Annotated in this window: 19 protein-coding genes; 17 read left to right on the plus strand and 2 right to left on the minus strand. The window is 44.8% G+C overall.

Features of this window, described 5'->3' with window-relative positions; all coding sequences use genetic code 11:
- Positions 1-22: 22 nt before the first annotated feature.
- Positions 23-1,198 (minus strand): 2-octaprenyl-3-methyl-6-methoxy-1,4-benzoquinol hydroxylase, encoded by a 1,176-nt coding sequence (locus tag AB4209_RS00135; protein WP_017062325.1) that lies wholly within the window; start codon positions 1,196-1,198, stop codon positions 23-25.
- Between the two features lie 308 nt (positions 1,199-1,506).
- Here AB4209_RS00135 and miaB point away from each other — a divergent pair, with 308 nt between their 5' ends.
- The 5 genes from miaB (at position 1,507) to lnt (ending at position 7,239) form a co-directional block, all read left to right on the plus strand.
- Positions 1,507-2,931 (plus strand): tRNA (N6-isopentenyl adenosine(37)-C2)-methylthiotransferase MiaB, encoded by a 1,425-nt coding sequence (miaB, locus tag AB4209_RS00140; protein ID WP_065584439.1) that lies wholly within the window; start codon positions 1,507-1,509, stop codon positions 2,929-2,931.
- A 163-nt stretch (positions 2,932-3,094) separates the two neighbouring features.
- Entirely contained in the window at positions 3,095-4,216 is a 1,122-nt protein-coding gene (locus AB4209_RS00145) for a PhoH family protein (protein ID WP_017064169.1), read from the plus strand.
- The gene (gene ybeY / locus AB4209_RS00150; protein ID WP_012603383.1) at positions 4,217-4,678 is read left to right on the plus strand and encodes an rRNA maturation RNase YbeY; all 462 of its coding nucleotides are present in this window, start codon (positions 4,217-4,219) and stop codon (positions 4,676-4,678) included.
- Between the two features lie 120 nt (positions 4,679-4,798).
- The gene (gene corC / locus AB4209_RS00155) at positions 4,799-5,689 is read left to right on the plus strand and encodes a CNNM family magnesium/cobalt transport protein CorC (RefSeq protein WP_012603382.1); all 891 of its coding nucleotides are present in this window, start codon (positions 4,799-4,801) and stop codon (positions 5,687-5,689) included.
- Positions 5,690-5,721: 32 nt separating this feature from the next.
- Positions 5,722-7,239, plus strand: a complete 1,518-nt coding sequence (gene lnt / locus AB4209_RS00160; RefSeq protein WP_102394094.1) for an apolipoprotein N-acyltransferase — start codon at positions 5,722-5,724, stop codon at positions 7,237-7,239.
- 90 nt (positions 7,240-7,329) lie between these two features.
- On the opposite strand, the gene AB4209_RS00165 is transcribed toward lnt, so the two are convergent.
- Positions 7,330-7,800, minus strand: coding sequence for a zinc ribbon-containing protein (locus AB4209_RS00165; protein WP_017062329.1), 471 nt, complete (start codon positions 7,798-7,800; stop codon positions 7,330-7,332).
- A 263-nt stretch (positions 7,801-8,063) separates the two neighbouring features.
- On the opposite strand from AB4209_RS00165, the gene leuS reads away from it, so the two are divergent.
- From leuS to lipA, 12 genes are all read left to right on the plus strand, one after another.
- On the plus strand, positions 8,064-10,640 hold the full coding sequence (leuS, locus tag AB4209_RS00170; protein WP_017071282.1) for a leucine--tRNA ligase: 2,577 nt from the start codon (positions 8,064-8,066) through the stop codon (positions 10,638-10,640).
- 179 nt (positions 10,641-10,819) lie between these two features.
- Complete coding sequence (lptE, locus tag AB4209_RS00175) at positions 10,820-11,458, plus strand: LPS assembly lipoprotein LptE (RefSeq protein WP_102333779.1); 639 nt, start codon at positions 10,820-10,822, stop codon at positions 11,456-11,458.
- 12 nt (positions 11,459-11,470) lie between these two features.
- A complete protein-coding gene (holA, locus tag AB4209_RS00180; RefSeq protein WP_017068505.1) occupies positions 11,471-12,496 on the plus strand; it encodes a DNA polymerase III subunit delta in 1,026 nt (341 codons plus the stop codon).
- 66 nt (positions 12,497-12,562) lie between these two features.
- Positions 12,563-12,880, plus strand: coding sequence for a ribosome silencing factor (rsfS, locus tag AB4209_RS00185; protein ID WP_004735247.1), 318 nt, complete (start codon positions 12,563-12,565; stop codon positions 12,878-12,880).
- A gap of 3 nt (positions 12,881-12,883) precedes the next feature.
- The gene (gene rlmH, locus AB4209_RS00190; RefSeq protein WP_136978998.1) at positions 12,884-13,354 is read left to right on the plus strand and encodes a 23S rRNA (pseudouridine(1915)-N(3))-methyltransferase RlmH; all 471 of its coding nucleotides are present in this window, start codon (positions 12,884-12,886) and stop codon (positions 13,352-13,354) included.
- 6 nt (positions 13,355-13,360) lie between these two features.
- Positions 13,361-15,253: a penicillin-binding protein 2 gene (gene mrdA / locus AB4209_RS00195; protein ID WP_017068507.1), complete on the plus strand. Its 1,893-nt coding sequence runs from the start codon at positions 13,361-13,363 to the stop codon at positions 15,251-15,253.
- On the plus strand, positions 15,253-16,374 hold the full coding sequence (gene rodA / locus AB4209_RS00200; RefSeq protein ID WP_017062334.1) for a rod shape-determining protein RodA: 1,122 nt from the start codon (positions 15,253-15,255) through the stop codon (positions 16,372-16,374). The genes mrdA and rodA overlap by 1 nt, the downstream gene beginning before the upstream one ends.
- A 3-nt stretch (positions 16,375-16,377) precedes the next feature.
- Complete coding sequence (locus AB4209_RS00205; RefSeq protein ID WP_136974115.1) at positions 16,378-17,217, plus strand: septal ring lytic transglycosylase RlpA family protein; 840 nt, start codon at positions 16,378-16,380, stop codon at positions 17,215-17,217.
- Between the two features lie 93 nt (positions 17,218-17,310).
- The gene (locus tag AB4209_RS00210; RefSeq protein WP_372054380.1) at positions 17,311-18,492 is read left to right on the plus strand and encodes a serine hydrolase; all 1,182 of its coding nucleotides are present in this window, start codon (positions 17,311-17,313) and stop codon (positions 18,490-18,492) included.
- 232 nt (positions 18,493-18,724) lie between these two features.
- The gene (ybeD, locus tag AB4209_RS00215; RefSeq protein WP_026084358.1) at positions 18,725-19,003 is read left to right on the plus strand and encodes a DUF493 family protein YbeD; all 279 of its coding nucleotides are present in this window, start codon (positions 18,725-18,727) and stop codon (positions 19,001-19,003) included.
- Between the two features lie 195 nt (positions 19,004-19,198).
- Positions 19,199-19,858 (plus strand): lipoyl(octanoyl) transferase LipB, encoded by a 660-nt coding sequence (gene lipB / locus AB4209_RS00220; protein ID WP_017068510.1) that lies wholly within the window; start codon positions 19,199-19,201, stop codon positions 19,856-19,858.
- A 4-nt stretch (positions 19,859-19,862) separates the two neighbouring features.
- A complete protein-coding gene (gene lipA / locus AB4209_RS00225; protein ID WP_017064177.1) occupies positions 19,863-20,828 on the plus strand; it encodes a lipoyl synthase in 966 nt (321 codons plus the stop codon).
- The last annotated feature ends 151 nt before the right edge of the window (positions 20,829-20,979 follow it).

Below are 20,979 nucleotides of genomic sequence, written 5' to 3' on the forward strand. Positions count from 1 at the left end.
ATAAAGTGTCTGTAATACTCAATTAAAGGCCCAGGGCATACTTCAACACTTGAGCTTTAATCGGCCCTGAGTTCTCTGCTAGCTTGAGTGCAGCATTACGCACAAACTTAAGTGGACCAATGTCGTTGCTGAATGTCTTATAGAAGAAATCCATACCGCTTTGCATCACTAAGTTGTCACCTCTTCTCATCACCTCGTAGCGTCTTGCTACAGACTGGTTCAATTCACCCTTTTCTTTGGTGACATCCAGCAGTACTGATACATCTTTGAAGCCTAAGTTAACACCCTGCCCAGCCAAAGGGTTGATGGTATGCGCAGAGTCTCCGACCAAAATACAGTTATTCTTCGAGTATGATTGAGCATGACGTCGTGTCAGAGGAAAAGAACCCGAATTCAAGACTTTGATATCACCTAACTCTTTAGGAAAGTGAGTAAGTACTTCGTTACGTAGTTTTTCAGGGGCCATTGCTGACAGTTGCTTAATACGCAGTGGAGAATCATACCAAACTAACGAGCCCAGCCCGACTTCTTGACCGTCAGAGGTTAGAGAACACAAAGGCAAAAATGAACGAGGGCCACTTGGTAGAAATTGCTGCCAAGTAATATCTTGCTGAGGTTGTTCTGTTTCTACATTGATAAGCATACAGTGTTGTCGATAATCCCAAGCCGTGATGCCAATGCCAGCTTGTTGGCGAACGGCTGAATTCGCACCATCAGCACCAACCACCCACTTCGCAGACAACTCAGCCCCTGATTGAAGCTTTACGATATTGATTTCACCAAACTCAATCACATCGAGCTTTTCTGGGCATAACAGTTCGAGATTGTCGTAGGCATCAAATTGAGACCATAAACCTAATTGAATGAGTCTGTTCTCAACGATATAGCCCAAACGAGGAAGGTCTAGTGAGGCAGCATCAAATCGAGTACGACACTCTGGGTGCTCCCACGTCTCTAAACGTTTATAAGAACACACTCGCATTGCTGCAATACTTTGCCATGCACCAAGATTTTCAAGCAAATCGACCGATGCTTGAGAAATCGCTGACACACGAATGTCCATCGCTTGCGATTCATCAAAAGCTTGTGGGGCAAAACCTTCGATCACCGCAACACTCAGACCTTGCTTTGCAAAACCGATTGCTGTTGCTGCGCCAACCATGCCGCCACCGACTACTACAATATCGTAACTGTTCATATTTCGTACTTATCAGTTTGATTCTTTGACTGTTTTTGATTGTACTTTTTCATAACTAACTTGTAACCAAAAACCTTATTCGAAAAAAGGGTTATCCCTTATGGCATATGGCGTTAACGATAATAAAAACCACTACATAAGAGATTTGTTCAGACTACTAGTCAGTCGGTTTTGAAACCAGTACAATACGCCGCTTGCCGCTAGAGCCTGTCATAAAATTGAATACCGAATTATGACAAACGGGGCTAGCGGATGAATAATGGGCGATTTGCTCCCTTAAATTAAACTAACGATCGAGCGAACATATAATGAGTAAGAAACTGCTAATTAAAACTTGGGGCTGTCAGATGAATGAATATGATTCATCAAAAATGGCCGACCTGCTTAACGCTGCAAATGGCTATGAGCTAACTGAAGTACCTGAGGAAGCAGACGTACTACTATTGAATACTTGTTCTATCCGCGAAAAAGCGCAAGAAAAAGTATTCCACCAGCTTGGTCGTTGGAAAACGCTTAAAGATAAAAAAGAAGGTGTGGTGATCGGTGTGGGTGGCTGTGTAGCGACTCAAGAAGGTGATCACATTCGTCAACGTGCACCTTACGTAGACGTTATCTTTGGCCCACAAACATTACACCGTTTGCCAGAGATGATTAAATCATCACTGTCTAACGAAAAGCCAGTAATGGATATCTCTTTCCCAGAGATCGAAAAGTTCGATAACCTGCCAGAGCCAAAAGCTGAAGGCGCGACGGCGTTCGTTTCTATCATGGAAGGTTGTTCTAAATACTGTACTTACTGCGTTGTACCATACACACGTGGCGAAGAAGTTAGCCGTCCAATGGATGATGTACTTTTCGAAGTTGCTCAACTTGCAGAGCAAGGCGTACGTGAAGTTAACCTGCTAGGTCAAAACGTAAACGCATACCGCGGTCCAACACACGAAGGCGATATCTGTTCATTCGCAGAACTGCTTCGTCTTGTTGCTTCTATCGACGGTATCGACCGTATTCGTTTCACAACAAGCCACCCGCTTGAGTTTGGTGACGACATCATTGAAGTTTACAAAGACACACCAGAGCTAGTGAGCTTCCTTCACCTACCAGTACAAAGTGGTAGTGACCGTATTCTTACGATGATGAAGCGCCCACATACGGCTATCGAGTACAAATCTATTATCCGTAAACTGCGTAAAGCTCGCCCTGACATTCAAATCAGCTCTGACTTTATTGTTGGTTTCCCTGGTGAGTCTAAGCAAGACTTCCAAGATACAATGAAGCTAATTAAAGACGTTGATTTCGATATGAGCTTCAGCTTTGTTTTCTCTCCACGTCCAGGTACGCCAGCGGCAGATTACCCATGTGATGTACCAGCACAAGAGAAGAAAGATCGTCTGTACGAACTGCAGCAAACGGTAAACACACAAGCTATGCGTTTCTCTCGTCTAATGTTAGGCACAGAGCAACGTATCCTTGTTGAAGGCCCATCAAGAAAGAACCTAATGGAACTTCGCGGCCGTACAGAAAACAGCCGTGTTGTGAACTTCGAAGGTTCTGCAGACCTAATCGGTCAATTCGTAGATGTGAAGATCACTGAGGTTTACACCAACTCACTACGTGGTGAGCTAGTTCGCACAGAAAAAGACATGGGTCTACGCGTTGTTATGACTCCAGCAGAAATGATGGAAAAAACAAAACGTGAAGACGAGCTAGGTGTAGCGACATTTACGCCATAGGCAATACAACTGTTTGAGCACAAAGCGCAAACACAAAGCTTGAAATTACCTAACTAAGTGACCATCTTAGAAATAGGGATATCACCATCAGAAGCCCGGTCTAAATCGGGCTTTTTGCTCTTTGTTTTATTTAAGAGTGAGTGGCACAAAATGAGAGGCTAATTTGAGCAATAAAATCGTTACCTTAGAGATAAATCTAGAACCAGCAGACAACAAGCGCTTGGCAAGTTTATGCGGACCATTTGACGACAACATCAAGCATCTTGAGCGTCGTCTGGGCGTTGAGATTAATTACCGTAGCAACTTTTTCACCATTGTTGGTAAGCCTCACACTACAGCCGCTGCTTTAGACATCATCAAACACCTCTATGTTGAAACGGCTCCAGTTAAAGGCAACATAATCGATATCGAACCAGAGCAAATACATCTGGCGATCACCGAGTCAGGCATTTTGGAGCAACACGTCGAGTCTGAAATTGACTACGGCAAAGAAGTGACCATTAAGACTAAAAAAGGCGTCATCAAACCTCGAACGCCAAACCAAGCACAGTACCTAATGAACATGGTGACTCATGACATCACCTTTGGTATTGGGCCAGCAGGTACAGGTAAAACCTACTTAGCCGTTGCTGCAGCAGTTGATGCACTTGAACGCCAAGAGGTTCGCCGAATCCTACTGACTCGTCCTGCTGTTGAAGCCGGTGAGAAGCTTGGTTTCCTACCGGGTGATTTAAGCCAAAAAGTAGACCCATATTTACGTCCACTTTACGATGCGCTGTTTGAGATGCTTGGCTTTGAGCGAGTTGAGAAGCTGATTGAACGTAACGTAATTGAAGTTGCGCCACTGGCTTACATGCGTGGTCGTACATTGAATGATGCGTTTATCATTCTTGATGAGAGCCAAAACACCACGGTAGAACAGATGAAGATGTTCTTAACCCGTATCGGTTTTAACTCACGCGCTGTGATCACAGGTGATATTACGCAAATCGATTTACCTCGTGGTGCAAAATCAGGCTTACGCCATGCGACTGAAGTGCTCAATGAAGTCGACGACATTAGCTTTAACTTCTTCATGTCTGAAGACGTCGTTCGTCACCCTGTAGTTGCTCGTATCGTCAACGCATACGAGAAGTGGGAAGCAAAAGACCAGAAAGAGCGCAAAGAGTTTGAAAAGCGTAAACGTGAAGAGCGTGAAGCCAAACTTCTTGAGGCTCAGCAGGTAGTTACGACACAATTAGCAACACAAAATAGCTCTGTAATTGCAGAACAAGGTGATAAATAGATGTCTATTGAACTAGACCTGCAATTAGCGGTCGAAAATGAGCAAGGTCTTCCAACTGAGCAAGATATTCAGCTTTGGTTGGACAAGACAATTCCTCAGTTTCAAGAGAACGCTGAGTTGACGGTTCGTATCGTTGATACACAAGAAAGTCACCAGCTCAATCATGAATATCGTGGCAAAGATAAGCCAACTAACGTGTTGTCTTTTCCATTCGAGGCTCCTCCAGGGATCGAGTTAGATCTACTGGGCGACCTCATTATCTGCCGCCAAGTTGTCGAAAAAGAAGCAGAAGAGCAAAGTAAGCCTCTGCTAGCACACTGGGCTCATATGGTTGTACATGGCAGTCTGCATCTGCTAGGTTATGATCATATCGAAGATGATGAAGCTGAAGAGATGGAGTCACTCGAGACAGAAATCATGCAATCTATGGGGTTTGAAGACCCTTACATTCTAGAAAAGTAAATTGATTCTAGTAAAGTAGGTTGCAGAGAAACAATAACTCATCGAACCTGTGATTTTCACAGGAATCTGAGTTGTAACGTGTGCTATCACACTTCTGATAGCGTTATTTTTTGAGAAATCATGAACGAAGGTAACCCCCCCACTTCTGAGGGAAGTAAAAAATCTGAAGGTCCGAGTAGAAAGTCCTTCTTTGAACGCCTAGGCCAACTATTTCAAGGTGAAGTAAAAGATCGCCAAGAGCTCGTAGATGTAATCCGCGACTCAGAAATTAATGACCTAATTGACCACGACACACGCGACATGCTCGAGGGTGTTATGGAAATTTCAGAGATGCGAGTACGCGATATCATGCTGCCTCGCTCTCAAATGGTTACAGTTGAACGCACAGATGATCTAGATACATTGATTGCGCTCATTACTGATGCTCAACACTCTCGCTACCCAGTGATCAGTGAAGATAAAGACCATGTTGAAGGCATTCTATTAGCGAAGGACCTACTTAAGTATTTGGGTTCAGAAAGTGCTCCATTTGATATCGAACAAGTGATTCGCCCTGTCGTGGTTGTTCCTGAAAGTAAGCGAGTTGATCGCCTGCTTAAGGAGTTCCAAGAAGAGCGTTACCACATGTCTATCGTTGTCGATGAGTTTGGTGGAGTTTCTGGCCTGGTAACCATTGAAGATATCCTCGAAGAAATCGTTGGTGAAATTGAAGACGAGTTCGACGATGAAGAAGAGCTAGATATTCGTAAGCTGAGTAAGCATACCTTCTCTGTAAAAGCTTTAACCACTATTGAAGAGTTCAACGATACGTTTAACACTGCCTTTAGTGACGACGAAGTGGATACGGTAGGCGGCATGGTTATGACAGCACTCGGCCACCTGCCGGTTCGTGGCGAAATTGTAGAAATCGAAAACTACCATTTCAAAATAACATCAGCAGATAACCGTCGTGTGATTCAGCTACAGGTAACCATTCCTGACGAACAGCCTCTTCCGACTATCGAAGAATAACAACTTCTCTCTAAAGAGATGACAGAAATTAGATGACTAATACCTTTATTCATCGCCTATTACGGCCGCTTGCGGCCGTTTTTGTTGGCGCTATAACCACCCTTTCATTCGCTCCATACTCTATATGGCCTCTTGCTATTCTCAGCCCAGCTTTGTTGCTGTTACTGATCCACAACCGCTCTCCTAAAAGTGCGCTTTGGATTGGCTACGCATGGGGTTTAGGTCAATTCACCACAGGTATCAGCTGGGTATACGTCAGCATTGATGGTTTTGGCGGCATGCCACTGGCAGCCAACCTATTTTTGATGGCATTGCTTGTTGGCTACCTAGCCGTTTATTCAGGGCTATTTACCTGGGGTTTGAATAAATTCTTCCCTGCCAATAACCTAAGCCGCTTTTTCCTCGCAGCTCCTGCATTGTGGTTAGTCAGCGATTGGCTGCGTGGATGGGTAATGACGGGCTTCCCTTGGCTTTGGTTAGGCTACAGCCAAATCGATTCGCCATTAGGTTCATTTGCACCGATTGGCGGCGTAGATCTAGTAACTTTAGCGATCATTGTTTCAGCCTCTGCATTCACTTATGCGATTGTTAACCGAGCTTGGAGCATCGCTCTCATTCCCGCCGTCGTATTTAGTGCAGGCTTTGGTATTCGCAACATCGACTGGGTCACGCCGAACCCTGAAAAAACCACGTCAGTCGTCTTAATCCAAGGCAACGTCGATCAAGACAGCAAATGGCTGCCGAGTCATCGCTGGCCAACCATGATGAAGTACACCGACCTAAGCAGAGAAAATTGGGGAGCGGACATCATCATCTGGCCTGAAGCCGCTATTCCAGCATTCGAAGTTGAGATCCCATCTTTCCTACGTAACTTGGATAGCGCAGCGAAGATGAACAACAGCTCGATCATTACCGGTGTACTGAATCAGTCTGAAGATAAGAAATACTACAACAGTGTTCTTTCTATCGGCGTGAATCCATATGGTGAGTACAGCTACGATCCAGACGAACGCTACCATAAACACCACCTGTTACCATTTGGTGAGTTTGTGCCGTTTGAAGATATCTTGCGCCCATTAGCACCTTTCTTTAATTTGCCAATGTCATCATTTAGCCGTGGCGACTTTGTTCAACCCAACATCGTGGCAAATGGTCGTCACTTAGCGCCTGCGTTGTGTTACGAGATCATCTTTAATGATCAAGTTAGACAGAACGTAACCGACGAGACTGACTTTATTTTAACGCTCTCTAACGATGCGTGGTTTGGTCGTTCGATTGGCCCTCTGCAACATATGGAAATCGCACAGATGCGTGCTCTGGAGCTTGGTAAGCCAGTTATTCGCTCGACCAACAATGGTGTGACGGCAGTTACCGATTACAAAGGCAACATCCTCAAACAAGTACCTCAGTTTGAAACGGCAGTGTTAAAAGCTGAACTCATTTCAACGGATGGTCAAACGCCTTATCACACAGTAGGTACTTGGCCACTGTATATCTGGGCGATGCTCAGCTTGGTGATTGGTTGGGTAATTAGAAAGCCAAAAAGCTAGATTCGACGAAAAGTGATTTGAGGGTTGACTGATCGGGTCAACCCTTTTTCATTGCTGTGGTTTTGCGTTGATACGCTATGGTTCAGAAGCTTACGGTTTAAGGGCTTTACGACTAAACCCTTTAGAACCACATTTAATGCATGGAATGATATTGGTTGGGTGGTTATATTCGGTTTGGTGACCACACTCGTCACATACTAAGGTTCCCAAGCCAATGACTTCACCCGCTTGATACAAGCCTTGGTGTTCTAAGTCTTGGAACAGTTCAACCCATTCCACCTTAGTACGATCAGTAATATCCAACAGCCCTTGCCAAATAGAGTCCGCAATCATCAAATAGAATGGACCGCTTTTACTCTCTTCATAGCTTTCGGAAAACTCTTTTAAGTCCGACTTCACGTAGGCAGAGATCAATGAAAGCTCATCTTTAGTCATATCATTAGCTGCTTTCGCAAACTTGCCCGACGTTTCGATTTTGTTGTTGAGCTCTTCAGGGCTATGCTTCAGCGTTTCAATCACCTCTTCGACGACTTCTTCATAGAGCGCTTTTTTCTTCGGCATAACAACCTCCTTAAGATAACCAACCTTTTAGTGAGCAAACGGATGCGCTGCAATGCACTCCCGCTTACAAACAAATGCAATTCATACTCTTAAGTATAGTTGCCCTGCGAAATTCAGTGAAAATTACACAATCTACTAAGCGGTAACTGCAAGTATGAAGGGTATAACTATTGTTGTACTCAGCTCCTTTAGGTATTCTATGACGATCTGTAAGATTCTGTTCTAACCGAACTCACAAATTCCAAGATAACCGGATACCATCGATGCAAGAACAATATAACCCGCAAGAGATTGAACAAAAGGTTCAACAACACTGGGATAACAGCGAGACTTTCGTTGTAAGTGAAGACCCAAACAAAGAAAAATTCTACTGTCTTTCTATGTTCCCTTACCCAAGTGGCCGACTGCACATGGGTCACGTGCGTAACTACACCATCGGTGATGTGGTATCTCGTTTCCAACGTCTACAAGGCAAAAACGTAATGCAGCCAATTGGTTGGGATGCATTCGGCCTACCTGCAGAAAACGCCGCTGTTAAAAACAATACAGCACCTGCACCATGGACTTACGAAAACATTGAGTACATGAAGAACCAGCTTAAGCTTCTAGGCTTTGGTTACGACTGGAACCGTGAATTCGCAACGTGTACTCCAGAGTACTACCGTTGGGAACAAGAGTTCTTCACTAAGCTTTACGAAAAAGGCCTGGTTTACAAGAAGACATCTTCAGTGAACTGGTGTCCAAACGACCAAACAGTACTGGCAAATGAGCAAGTAGAAGACGGTTGTTGCTGGCGTTGTGACACTCCAGTAGAGCAAAAGAAAATTCCACAGTGGTTTATTAAAATCACTGAGTACGCTCAAGAGCTACTAGACGATCTAGACAACCTTGAAGGTTGGCCTGAAATGGTTAAGACCATGCAGCGCAACTGGATCGGCCGCTCTGAAGGTGTTGAGCTATCTTTCGCTGTTAACGGCGAAGAAGCACCATTAGAAGTGTACACAACACGTCCAGATACACTAATGGGTGTTTCTTACGTTGGTATCGCTGCAGGTCACCCTCTTGCAGAGAAAGCATCGAAGAACAACCCAGAGCTTGCTGCATTCGTTGAAGAGTGTCGTAACACTAAAGTTGCTGAAGCTGAACTCGCAACGATGGAAAAGAAAGGTATGGATACTGGCCTAACGGCTATCCACCCTCTTAACGGTCGTGTTGTTCCTGTATACGTAGCAAACTTCGTACTTATGGATTACGGCACAGGTGCGGTAATGGCGGTTCCTGCTCACGATCAACGTGACTACGAGTTCGCAACTAAGTACGGCATCGATATCATCCCAGTAATCAAACCTGAAGATGGTTCTGAACTAGACGTGTCTGAAGCGGCTTACACTGAAAAAGGTGTACTGTTTGATTCTGGTGAATTCGATGGTCTTGCGTTCCAAGAAGCATTCGATGCAATTGCTGCGAAGCTTGAAGCTGAAGGCAAAGGTAAGAAGACAGTAAACTTCCGTCTACGTGACTGGGGTGTATCTCGTCAACGTTACTGGGGCGCTCCAATCCCAATGGTAACCACTGAAGACGGTGAAGTTCACCCAGTACCAGCAGACCAACTGCCAGTCATTCTTCCTGAAGATGTAGTAATGGATGGCGTAACGAGCCCAATCAAGGCTGACAAGTCTTGGGCTGAAACAACATTCAACGGCGAACCCGCTCTACGTGAGACTGACACGTTCGATACGTTTATGGAGTCTTCTTGGTACTACGCACGTTACTGTTCACCGCAAGCAGACGACATTCTAGATCCAGAGAAAGCAAACTACTGGCTACCAGTTGACCAATACGTTGGTGGTATCGAGCACGCTTGTATGCACCTGCTTTACTCTCGTTTCTTCCATAAGCTTCTACGTGATGCTGGCTACGTGACGTCTGATGAACCGTTCAAGCAACTACTATGTCAAGGCATGGTTCTGGCTGACGCGTTCTATCACGAAAACGAAAAAGGCACCAAAGAGTGGATTGCACCGACTGACGTAACGGTTGAACGTGACGGTAAAGGTCGCATCGAAAAAGCAGTCGACAACCAAGGCCGCGAAGTTGAACACTCAGGCATGATCAAAATGTCTAAGTCTAAGAACAACGGTATCGACCCACAAGAGATGGTAGACAAGTACGGCGCTGATACAGTACGTCTATTCATGATGTTTGCATCACCTGCAGACATGACGCTTGAGTGGCAAGAGTCTGGCGTTGAAGGGGCTAACCGCTTCCTTAAACGTGTTTGGAAATTGGTTCACGCTCACTCTTCTAAGGGTGCTGCTGAATCTGTTGATGCTTCTGCTCTGTCTGGTGACCAAAAAGCACTTCGCCGTGATATCCACAAGACTATCGCGAAAGTAACGGACGATATCGGCCGTCGCCAAACGTTCAACACAGCAATCGCTGCGATCATGGAATTGATGAACAAGCTAGCGAAAGCACCTCAAGAGTCTGTACAAGATCGTGCAATCCTTGATGAAGCGCTAAAAGCTGTTGTTCGCATGCTTTACCCAATGACGCCACACATCTCTTACGAAATGTGGATTGCACTGGGTGAATCAAACGTAGACTCAGCAACATGGCCAACTTTCGATGAGAAAGCGCTAGTTGAAGACGAGAAAACTATCGTTGTTATGATCAACGGTAAGCTACGTGCGAAACTAACCGTTGCTGCTGATGCAACAGAAGAGCAAGTTCGTGAGCTTGGTCTAAACGATGAGAACGCTAAGAAGTTCCTAGATGGCTTAACTATCCGTAAAGTTATCTTCGTACCAGGTAAGCTTCTAAACATCGTTGCTAACTAATTTCGTTAGCACAATGCAATTGCTAAAGAATTAACGAACTTAATTCATCAAAAGCAGTCTGTAGACAGGGTAGCTAATTGCCCTGTCTACTTATTTAAGCGCTTTAGACTTGAGCCTAACCACTCAAACGAACTAAAGCCTTTAAATAAGTATTCTACCTTCATGAGAGCCATCAAATAATGCGCCTGATTTCACTATCTTCATTGAAAGTTACTGTTGTTGTTTTAACCGTCAGCCTATTAAGTGCGTGTGGTTTCCACCTACGTGGTGATTACTCCGTACCAGAAGAACTCAACAAGATCTCCGTAACCAGTTACGACCAATACAGTACGTTTACACGTATGATGAAAGGTCAACTGCGTATGAATGATGTAGAAATTGTGCTACCGGCTGAGAATACACCTAACCTGCATATTATTAGTGAGAGCGTAGGTGAGCGAACTCTGTCTCTATACCAAAACACTCGTGCAGCAGAGAAAGAACTGACATTCCGCGCTTCATACCGCGTAACTGTCCCGGATCTAGGCTCAAAGACGTTCTCAACCAGCGTAACCCGTAGTTACCTAGATAACCCGCTAACTGCACTTGCGAAGTCGGTTGAACGAGACATGATCGAAGATGAGATGCGTAAGTTGGCAACAAGCCAAATCCTTCGTCAGATGGCTCGACTAAAAGCGAACATTGCAGCTGATAGCATGGACCTAGATGCACTAGAGCACGTTCAAGTGAAAGAACTCGAAAAGCAATACAACATCAAGAATGTTGAGATCGTACCAGCTTCAGAAGAACAACCAACACTTAGCGATTCGGCTGAGTAATAGGTTTATTTGATGCGTATTTTTGCTGACCGCTTATCAGAGCAACTTATTAAACAGTTGAGTAATGTTTACCTAATTTTTGGTAACGAACCGCTACTGTTGCAAGAGAGCCGAGAAGCGATTCAAAAGGCTGCAAAACAGCAAGGCTTTGAAGAACGTCACCGCTTTGCGATTGATAGCAGTCTCGACTGGAATCAAGTCTACGACTGCACTCAAGCACTGAGCCTATTCTCTAGCCGTCAGGTCATCGAGCTTGAACTGCCAGAGTCAGGCGTCAATGCCGCAATAGCGAAAGAGCTACTCGCAATCTCCGAGCATATCCACAGTGATATCTTGTTAATCTTGGTGGGCACTAAGCTCACCAAAGCTCAAGAAAGCGCTAAGTGGTTTAAGGCTCTTTCGAATCAGGGTCACTGGGTCAGTTGCCTAACGCCAGATGTCAGTCGGTTACCTCAGTTTGTCCAAGCGCGTTGCCGTCAAATCGGTTTAACGCCAGACCCTGAAGCGATTCAAATGCTGGCGCAATGGCATGAGGGTAATCTATTTGCTCTCACCCAAAGCCTAGAAAAACTGGCTCTCCAATACCCAGATGGAAAACTCACGTTAGTACGCTTAGAAGAATCGCTGAGTCGACACAACCATTTTACTCCATTCCATTGGAGTGATGCGTTATTGGCAGGCAAAGGTAACCGAGCACAACGAATCCTGCGTCAGCTAGAAGCTGAAGGTGTCGAACCCGTCATTTTATTACGTAGCATACAACGAGAGCTTGCTCTGCTATTACAAATGCAGCAACAAATGAAACAGATGCCGATTGGTCAGGTCTTCGAAAAACACCGTATCTGGCAATCTAAAAAGCCTCTTTATAACGCCGCGCTAACAAGAGTTTCGATTTCTCAATTACACTCTTTGTTCGCGTTGCTCACTCAAGCTGAATTGATGACAAAAACTCAATATGAGCAGTCGCCTTGGCCACTAATTCATCAGTTAAGCGTAGAGTTTTGTATCCCTTCAGCTTCAATACCATTCCACGCATAAAAGCGTGTTATATTCTAGGGTCAACAAGCCCTAAACAAAGCTAAATTCAGATTAAAGGAACACCCAGTGTTACGTGAAGAACTAAAAGATTTTCTTGCAGACAAAGCCGACGACATGAAAGCAGAATCGATTGTAACTATCGATGTAGAAGGCAAATCAAGCGTTACTGATTACATGATTGTTTGTACTGGCACCTCTAAACGCCATGTTGCCTCTATTGCACAGCATGTTGCTGATGAAGTGCGTAAAGCGGGTATGCAACCTCTAGGTATGGACGGTCAGCAAGAAGGTGAATGGGTTGTTCTAGATATGGGCACAAGCATGCTTCACGTTATGCAAGAAGAGCATCGTGAGCTGTACCAACTAGAAAAACTTTGGGGCTAAGCTTTGAAGATCCAGTTAATCGCAGTTGGCACAAAAATGCCAAAGTGGGTTGAAGAAGGCTTTAAAGAATATAAACGCCGCTTCCCTCATGATATGCCATTAGAGCTCATTGAAATTACTGCGGGAAAGCGCGGTAAAAATGCGGATATTGCACGCATTCTTCAAAAAGAAGGCGAAGCGATGTTGGCAGCGGTTCCAAAAGGCAACCGCATTGTCACGCTTGATATCCCAGGTAGAAAGTGGGATACACCTCAACTTGCTGAGCAATTAGAAAGTTGGAAGCTGGATGGACGTGACGTATCTATCCTAATTGGCGGGCCTGAAGGATTAGCACCTGCATGTAAAGCGGCCGCAGACCAAAGTTGGTCTCTGTCTGCGCTTACTCTCCCTCACCCATTAGTACGCGTTATCATGGCTGAAAGCTTGTATCGAGCTTGGAGCATCACTGCTAACCACCCTTATCATCGAGAATAAGCGTTAATGTTACGTAAACGTAGCCAAATCCGCGATTACAAAGCAGAAGCACGACTATTTACTAGCCGTGCTTTTGTTGCGTTTGCGGGGATCATAGTCATGATGTCGATGTTGGTTGTTAACCTGTACAACATTCAGGTCAATCAATACCAAGACTATAAAACTCGTTCTAACGACAACCGTATCAAGGTCGTTCCGATCGCCCCTAACCGTGGTTTGATTTACGATCGCAACGGTATACTTCTTGCCGAAAACCGTCCTGTTTTCAATCTAGAAATCATACCCGAAAAAATTAAAGATATGGATGACACGCTTGCTCGTCTGCAAGCATTAATTGAGATCCCGCCAGAGCGTATCGAGCGCTTTAATCGTGATCGTCGTAATTCACGACGCTTTAAATCAGTACCTATTCTTAATCAACTGTCTGAAGAACAAGTTGCCGTCTTCTCTGTAAACCAACACAAATTCCCAGGTGTTGAAGTTACGGGAACTTTGAAGCGTTTCTACCCTTACGGTGATGTGCTCACTCACGTAATAGGCTATGTATCGCGCATCAATGACCGTGATATGCAGCGCTTGATGCGAGAAGAAAAAGACGCCAATTACCAAGCTACACGTGATATCGGTAAGTTGGGTATTGAGCGTTATTACGAAGATATGTTGCACGGTACAGCTGGCTACCAAGAAGTCGAAGTTAACAGTCGTGGACGAGTGATTCGTACCCTCAAATTTGTCCCTTCGGTTCCAGGCAAAGATATCGTACTTAACTTGGATATCAAGCTACAGCTATACGTACATAAGTTACTTGATGGCCGCCGTGGTTCAGCTATCGTTCTCGATCCGAAAGACAATGGCGTGTTAGCCATGGTATCGAGCCCAAGCTACGACCCAAACGCATTCGTGCATGGTATCTCGTCTAAAGGCTATAACGCGCTACTTCAAGACAAAAACCGCCCTTTGGTTAACCGTGCCACGCTAGGGATTTACCCACCAGCATCGACGATCAAACCCTTCATTGCTGTTGCTGCTCTGCAAGAAGGTGTTATTACACCAAACACTACGCGCAATGACCCAGGCTATTGGAAGATACCAAACTCAAAAACGAGACCATTCCGTGACTGGTTGCGTTGGGGACACGGTGTCGTGGATATAGAAAAAGCGATTGAAGAGTCGGTGGATACCTTCTTTTACCAAATTGCTTATGATCTCGGCATTGATCGCATATCCAAATGGATGATGATGTTCGGCTTTGGTGATTATACTGGCATCGATATCTACGAAGAAAGCAAAGCCAATATGCCAACTCGTGATTGGAAGATGGCCAGACACCGTGTGCCTTGGTATCAAGGTGATACTATTCCAGTTGGTATTGGACAGGGCTACTGGACTGCAACACCCATGCAGATTGCAAAAGCCACATCAGTTTTGGTCAATGAAGGTGAAGTAACCGCACCTCACCTACTTCGTTCAACCATTGATAACGGTCGTCCATTCGATGAACAAATCATGTCGGACATTGAAACTTACCCACCGCTAACCGGGGTTAAGAAGAAGTATTGGGATATCGCTCAGGAAGGTATGAGGCTGGCTAACCACGGTAAAAAAGGCACGGCAAGACGTTCATTCCAGAAAATGTCTTACCAAACCGCTGGTAAATCGGGTACCGCGCAGGTATTCGGCTTAAAAGAAGATGAAGAGTACAACGCGGATGAAATCGCAGAGCACTTACGCGATCACGCCCTCTTTACGGGTTACGCGCCTTTTGAAGATCCTGAAGCCGTCGTGACTATCGTTCTAGAGAACGCAGGTGGCGGTTCTTCTAACGGCGGCCCAGTAGTAAGAAGGATTTTAGACCATATTATCCTTGCAGAAGATTATCAAAGTGAGCCAATTAAATAATGAAACTTGATCCTTCAACTGGACGAAATAGAGCCCTATTCGAAAGGCTGCATATCGACCTGCCGCTTTTGCTTGGCATTCTGGTTTTAATGGGCTTTGCCCTGCTGATCATGTACAGCGCAAGCGGACAAAGCCTTGCGATGATGGACCGCCAGGCGATGCGCATGGCTCTGTCTTTAGGTGTGATGATCTTCCTAGCGCAAATCTCACCTCGTACTTATGAAACCTTGGCACCACTGCTATTTGTAGGTGGTGTCATCTTGCTATTGGGCGTGTTGTTCTTTGGTGAAGCCTCTAAAGGCGCCCAGCGTTGGTTAAACTTCGGCTTTGTTCGATTCCAACCGTCAGAGCTATTAAAGCTCGCGGTGCCTTTGATGCTGGCACGATTTATCGGTAAGCGCTCACTTCCACCAACATTCCAAACATTAGCGATCTCGCTAGTGATGGTGTTTGTACCGACGATTCTAATCGCAAAGCAGCCTGACCTAGGTACATCTATCCTTATCGCCGCATCAGGTATCTTCGTGATATTCCTGGCAGGAATCAGTTGGAAAATCATTGCTAGCGCCGCAATCGCGTTAGGGGCATTTATTCCAATCTTATGGTTCTTCTTGATGCGTGAATATCAAAAGGTACGTGTAAGAACCCTCTTTGATCCTGAATCAGATCCATTAGGTGCGGGTTACCACATCATTCAAAGTAAGATTGCGATAGGCTCTGGTGGTATTTCAGGAAAAGGTTGGCTGCAAGGCACTCAATCTCAACTAGAGTTTATTCCAGAGCGTCATACCGACTTCATTTTTGCGGTCATTGCCGAAGAGTGGGGCATGATTGGTATATTGTTCTTGCTTGCTATCTACTTGTTCATTATTGGACGTGGCTTAGTGCTTGCGAGCCAAGCTCAAACCGCATTCGGTCGAATGATGGGCGGCAGTATTGTACTGAGCTTCTTCGTTTATATTTTTGTAAACATTGGCATGGTAAGTGGCATTCTACCTGTGGTTGGTGTTCCTCTTCCTCTAGTCAGTTATGGCGGTACTTCAATGGTTACCCTCATGGCTGGTTTTGGTATTTTAATGTCGATCCATACACACAGAAAAGCATTCTCAAAGGCGACCTAATCGATGTCTATTACAACGTTTCCAAAAAAAGCATCCTTGGTTGATGAGCTGCCAATCAAAAAAATAGCCTCTATCTTAGGGCTAGCGATTTTAATCAATGGTTGTTCTTCAAAGCAGCCAACAGGCCGCTACGATATTGATTCAGATATTGCACCAGACGCACCTATCTCAGTAGAGCATCTCGAGGATGCTCACCCTCAGTATGAACCTTATAGTTTAGGTGGTAACACGGATTACACTTTACGTGGCGAAGACTACAAGATCGTAAAGAAGACCGAAGGGTTTACTGAGAAAGGCAAAGCCTCTTGGTACGGTAAGAAATTTCATGGTCACTTAACGTCTAACGGCGAGATCTATGACATGTATTCGATGTCTGCGGCGCACAAAACATTGCCAATTCCAAGCTATGTAAAAGTGACGAATACCGACAATAACAAAACGACGATTGTTCGTATCAATGACCGCGGCCCATTCCATGAAGGCCGAATCATTGACCTTAGTTATGCGGCAGCTTACAAGCTCGATGTGTTGAGAACCGGCACGGCAAATGTTGAGATTGAAGTCATTACTGTGGCTATGCCAACCGACGCAAATAAAAAGGCTGCTTTACCGCAATTTATTATTCAAGTCGCAACATCTCCACATGAAGATAGAACAGAGAAGTTAGCGAAAGATCTAGCCGAAAAGCTAGAAGTAGCAACGTTCTTGCAGCCAAATGATGACAACTACCGTCTGATGATTGGGCCATTTCATGACTATGCTCTGACTCAAGAGAAATTAGAACAAGTTAAGCTAATGGGTTACCCGTCAGCTTATATAAAAAAACACACCCTAACTCGCTAATTAATCTAACAGTTACTTCTGGTAATCAGCGCTCTGGTGTGACAGAGTGATTCTGTTAATATATGAATAGTTCACCAAATAATTGCATTCAAAATGATTAAATCTAATAAACTTGTTAAATCGATTTTTGCTACTTCTGTTGCTCTTTCTGCAACGATAGCTACATCGTCATTCGCCGCTCCTATTGTTGTTCCTGATGCACCTCAAATCGCCGCTAAAGGTTTTGTTCTGATGGATTACCATTCAGGCAAAGTACTAGCAGAGAAAGAGATGAATACTCAGCTTTCTCCAGCAAGTTTAACCAAGATGATGACGAGCTACGTGATCGGCCAAGAGCTCGACCGTGGCAACATCAACCTAAACGACGATGTTGTAATCAGTGAAAATGCTTGGGCTAAAAACTTCCCAGATTCATCTAAGATGTTCGTTGAAGTGGGCACTACGGTTAAAGTTGAAGAATTAAACCGCGGTATCATCATTCAATCAGGTAACGACGCATGTGTTGCTATGGCTGAACACATCGCTGGCTCTGAAGATGCATTCGTTGACCTAATGAACGCTTGGGCAAGCTCTATCGGCATGAAAGACACGCACTTTGCTAACGTGCACGGTCTAGACAACCCGAACCTATACTCAACGCCTTACGATATGGCGCTACTTGGTCAGGCGCTGATTCACGACGTACCAGACGAGTACCGTATCTACTCAGAGAAGAAATTCACATACAACGGCATCACCCAATACAACCGTAACGGTCTGTTATGGGATAAGAGCATGAACGTTGATGGCATCAAAACGGGCCACACAAGCAATGCAGGTTACAGCCTAGTAAGCTCAGCGACAGAAGGCAAAATGCGCCTAGTGGCTGTAGTTATGGGCACCAAGAATGCGAATGCTCGTAAAACAGAAAGCAAAAAACTGCTTAGCTACGGCTTCCGCTTCTTTGAAACAGTGGCACCACACACAGCCGGTGAAACCTTCGTAGAAGAGAAGATCTGGATGGGTAGCAAGGACACAGTTGCACTGGGTGTCGACGAAGATACTTTCGTAACGCTACCTCGTGGTCAAGCTAAGAACCTGAAGGCAAGCTTCGTTCTTGAGAAAGAGCTAGAAGCGCCAATCAGCAAAGGCGATGTAGTTGGTAAACTATTCTACCAAGTAGACGGTGAAGACGTTGCTGAATACCCACTACTAGCACTTGAAGATGTAGACCAAGGCAGCCTATTCAGCCGTCTATGGGACTACCTAGTTCTTCTGTTCAAGGGTTTATTCTAAACAAGCAAAAGGTTTGTTCTAGGTAAAACCCAAGCTTGTTGTATAGCTAACCTAATGAGTAAGTTCATGATTTACTCATTAGCGAACCAAAAGCCGCCATGTGCGGCTTTTGTTGATCTTGAGTTCGGTGATATTTACACGTAATATTCCGCCTTATTACTCGTGTCTGTTGACCGAACACGCTTTTTATCGACATTTCGCCAATTTGCGAGAGTCTAGCCTTTTGGAGCTAATCATGAACATCAATTCTGATGCAAAACTAAAAGACCTCTTAGAGTTCCCTTGTTCATTCACTTACAAAGTAATGGGCCACGCTAAGCCAGAACTGACTGAGCTAGTACTAGAAGTGATCCAGCGTCATGCTCCTGGTGACTACAGCCCAACGCTAAAACCAAGTGCGAAAGGTAACTACCACTCTGTTTCTATCAATATTACTGCGACTTCAATTGAGCAAGTAGAAACTCTTTATAAAGAACTGGGCGAGATCGAAATCGTTCGTATGGTTCTGTAATCTCCGATTACACATGAAAAACAGCGGCTTATTGCCGCTGTTTTTGTTTAAAGCGCCCTATCTAGCTCAAATTCATTCAACTTAATTTTCAATAAATACAAAGAAAGTTGAAAAACCTTGCAGTCCGTCTGTAGTTAGAATCATGTTTCGCGTTTATAATGCGTTCACTTTATTAATCCTTGAGGGAGTGCAGCTTTGCAAAATAAGCTAATCGTAAAAAAATTAGGCCGTCAGGATTACGAACCTGTATGGAAAGCCATGCATAAGTTCACAGACGAACGCACGGAAGAAGACCTAGACCAAGTTTGGTTGGTTGAACACAACCCTGTCTTCACTCAAGGACAAGCAGGCAAAGCTGAGCATGTATTAAATGCCGGTGATATCCCTGTAATACAAAGCGATCGCGGTGGCCAAGTGACTTACCACGGCCCAGGCCAATTAGTGGCTTACTTTCTGATTAACATCCGCCGCAAGAAATTCGGAGTACGTGATTTGGTGACTCATATCGAGAACCTCGTAATCAATACTCTGAAAGCTTACAATATAGATTCAGCTGCCCGACCTGACGCTCCTGGTGTTTATGTCGATGGCAAGAAAATCTGTTCACTTGGATTACGTATTCGACGTGGCTGCTCGTTCCACGGGTTAGCACTCAACGTCGATATGGACCTGTCTCCATTCCTACGTATTAACCCATGTGGTTACCAAGGTATGGAAATGGCGCAGGTAAGCCAACTCGGCGGACCAAGTGAACTAGAAAACGTTGAGCAACAGTTAATACAAGAGCTCGTAGAGCTACTCGGCTATGACCAAGTAGACATTCAAGCCACCAGTAACATTACAGCAGAAGCATAAAATCATGAGCAAACCAATCCAAATGGAAAAAGGCGTTAAATATCGTGACGCTGACAAAATGGCATTAATTCCCGTAAAGAATATGCCTGCTGAACAGAAAGAAGTTCTACGTAAGCCTGAATGGATGAAGATTAAACTTCCTTCAGACAGCCATCGTATTCAAGAAATCAAATCAGCAATGCGTAAAAACAACCTGCACTCAGTTTGTGAAGAAGCGTCTTGCCCTAACCTAGCCGAGTGTTTCAACCACGGTACGGCAACGTTTATGATTCTTGGCGCTATCTGTACTCGTCGCTGCCCGTTCTGTGATGTTGCCCATGGTCGTCCTGTTGCTCCTGAAGCTGAAGAGCCGAAGAAACTGGCTAAAACAATTCAAGACATGAAACTGAAGTACGTTGTAATCACTTCAGTTGACCGTGATGACTTGCGTGACGGCGGTGCTCAGCACTTTGCTGACTGTAACCGTGAGATTCGCGAACTCAACCCAAATATTCGTATCGAAACACTGGTTCCAGACTTCCGCGGTCGTATGGACGTTGCGCTTGACCTAATGAAAGACAACCCGCCAGATGTTTTCAACCACAACCTAGAGACAGCGCCACGTCTATACCGTAAAGCGCGTCCAGGTGCGAACTACAAGTGGTCTCTTGATCTACTGAAGAAATTCAAAGAGCAGCACCCTGATATCCCAACAAAATCAGGTGTGATGATGGGTCTTGGCGAGACAAAAGAAGAGATCGTTCAAGTACTGAAAGACCTTCGCGAACATGGTGTGACTATGCTGACACTAGGTCAATACCTAGCACCAAGCCGTCACCACTTACCAGTAGAACGCTACGTGCCGCCTTCTGAGTTCGATGAGCTGAAAGAGATTGCTCTAGAGCTAGGCTTTACTCACGCAGCGTGTGGCCCGTTTGTACGTTCTTCTTACCATGCGGACTTGCAAGCTCAAGGTATGGAAATTAAGTAATCACGATTGCTTAACGAACAATGCAAAGGCGCTGAATATTATGTTCAGCGCCTTTTTTCTATCTTGTTCGTGCCGCTATAGCTTTATATTTCGTGCCACTAAGCTTTATATAAAAACAACAAAGCCACTCTTTATGAGTGGCTTTGTGCTT

Origin of the sequence: Vibrio sp. 10N.286.48.C11, from assembly GCF_041469805.1 — a bacterium.
GTDB lineage: Bacteria > Pseudomonadota > Gammaproteobacteria > Enterobacterales > Vibrionaceae > Vibrio > Vibrio crassostreae_C.

Excerpts from the sequence above, each read along its gene's own strand:
- AB4209_RS00135 (WP_017062325.1), bottom strand. The coding sequence starts at position 1,198 with ATGAACAGTTACGATATTGTAGTAGTCGGTGGCGGCATGGTTGGCGCA.
- miaB (WP_065584439.1), top strand. The coding sequence starts at position 1,507 with ATGAGTAAGAAACTGCTAATTAAAACTTGGGGCTGTCAGATGAATGAA.
- ybeY (WP_012603383.1), top strand. The coding sequence starts at position 4,217 with ATGTCTATTGAACTAGACCTGCAATTAGCGGTCGAAAATGAGCAAGGT.
- corC (WP_012603382.1), top strand. The coding sequence starts at position 4,799 with ATGAACGAAGGTAACCCCCCCACTTCTGAGGGAAGTAAAAAATCTGAA.
- lnt (WP_102394094.1), top strand. The coding sequence starts at position 5,722 with ATGACTAATACCTTTATTCATCGCCTATTACGGCCGCTTGCGGCCGTT.
- AB4209_RS00165 (WP_017062329.1), bottom strand. The coding sequence starts at position 7,800 with ATGCCGAAGAAAAAAGCGCTCTATGAAGAAGTCGTCGAAGAGGTGATT.
- leuS (WP_017071282.1), top strand. The coding sequence starts at position 8,064 with ATGCAAGAACAATATAACCCGCAAGAGATTGAACAAAAGGTTCAACAA.
- lptE (WP_102333779.1), top strand. The coding sequence starts at position 10,820 with ATGCGCCTGATTTCACTATCTTCATTGAAAGTTACTGTTGTTGTTTTA.
- holA (WP_017068505.1), top strand. The coding sequence starts at position 11,471 with ATGCGTATTTTTGCTGACCGCTTATCAGAGCAACTTATTAAACAGTTG.
- mrdA (WP_017068507.1), top strand. The coding sequence starts at position 13,361 with ATGTTACGTAAACGTAGCCAAATCCGCGATTACAAAGCAGAAGCACGA.
- rodA (WP_017062334.1), top strand. The coding sequence starts at position 15,253 with ATGAAACTTGATCCTTCAACTGGACGAAATAGAGCCCTATTCGAAAGG.
- AB4209_RS00205 (WP_136974115.1), top strand. The coding sequence starts at position 16,378 with ATGTCTATTACAACGTTTCCAAAAAAAGCATCCTTGGTTGATGAGCTG.
- AB4209_RS00210 (WP_372054380.1), top strand. The coding sequence starts at position 17,311 with ATGATTAAATCTAATAAACTTGTTAAATCGATTTTTGCTACTTCTGTT.
- lipA (WP_017064177.1), top strand. The coding sequence starts at position 19,863 with ATGAGCAAACCAATCCAAATGGAAAAAGGCGTTAAATATCGTGACGCT.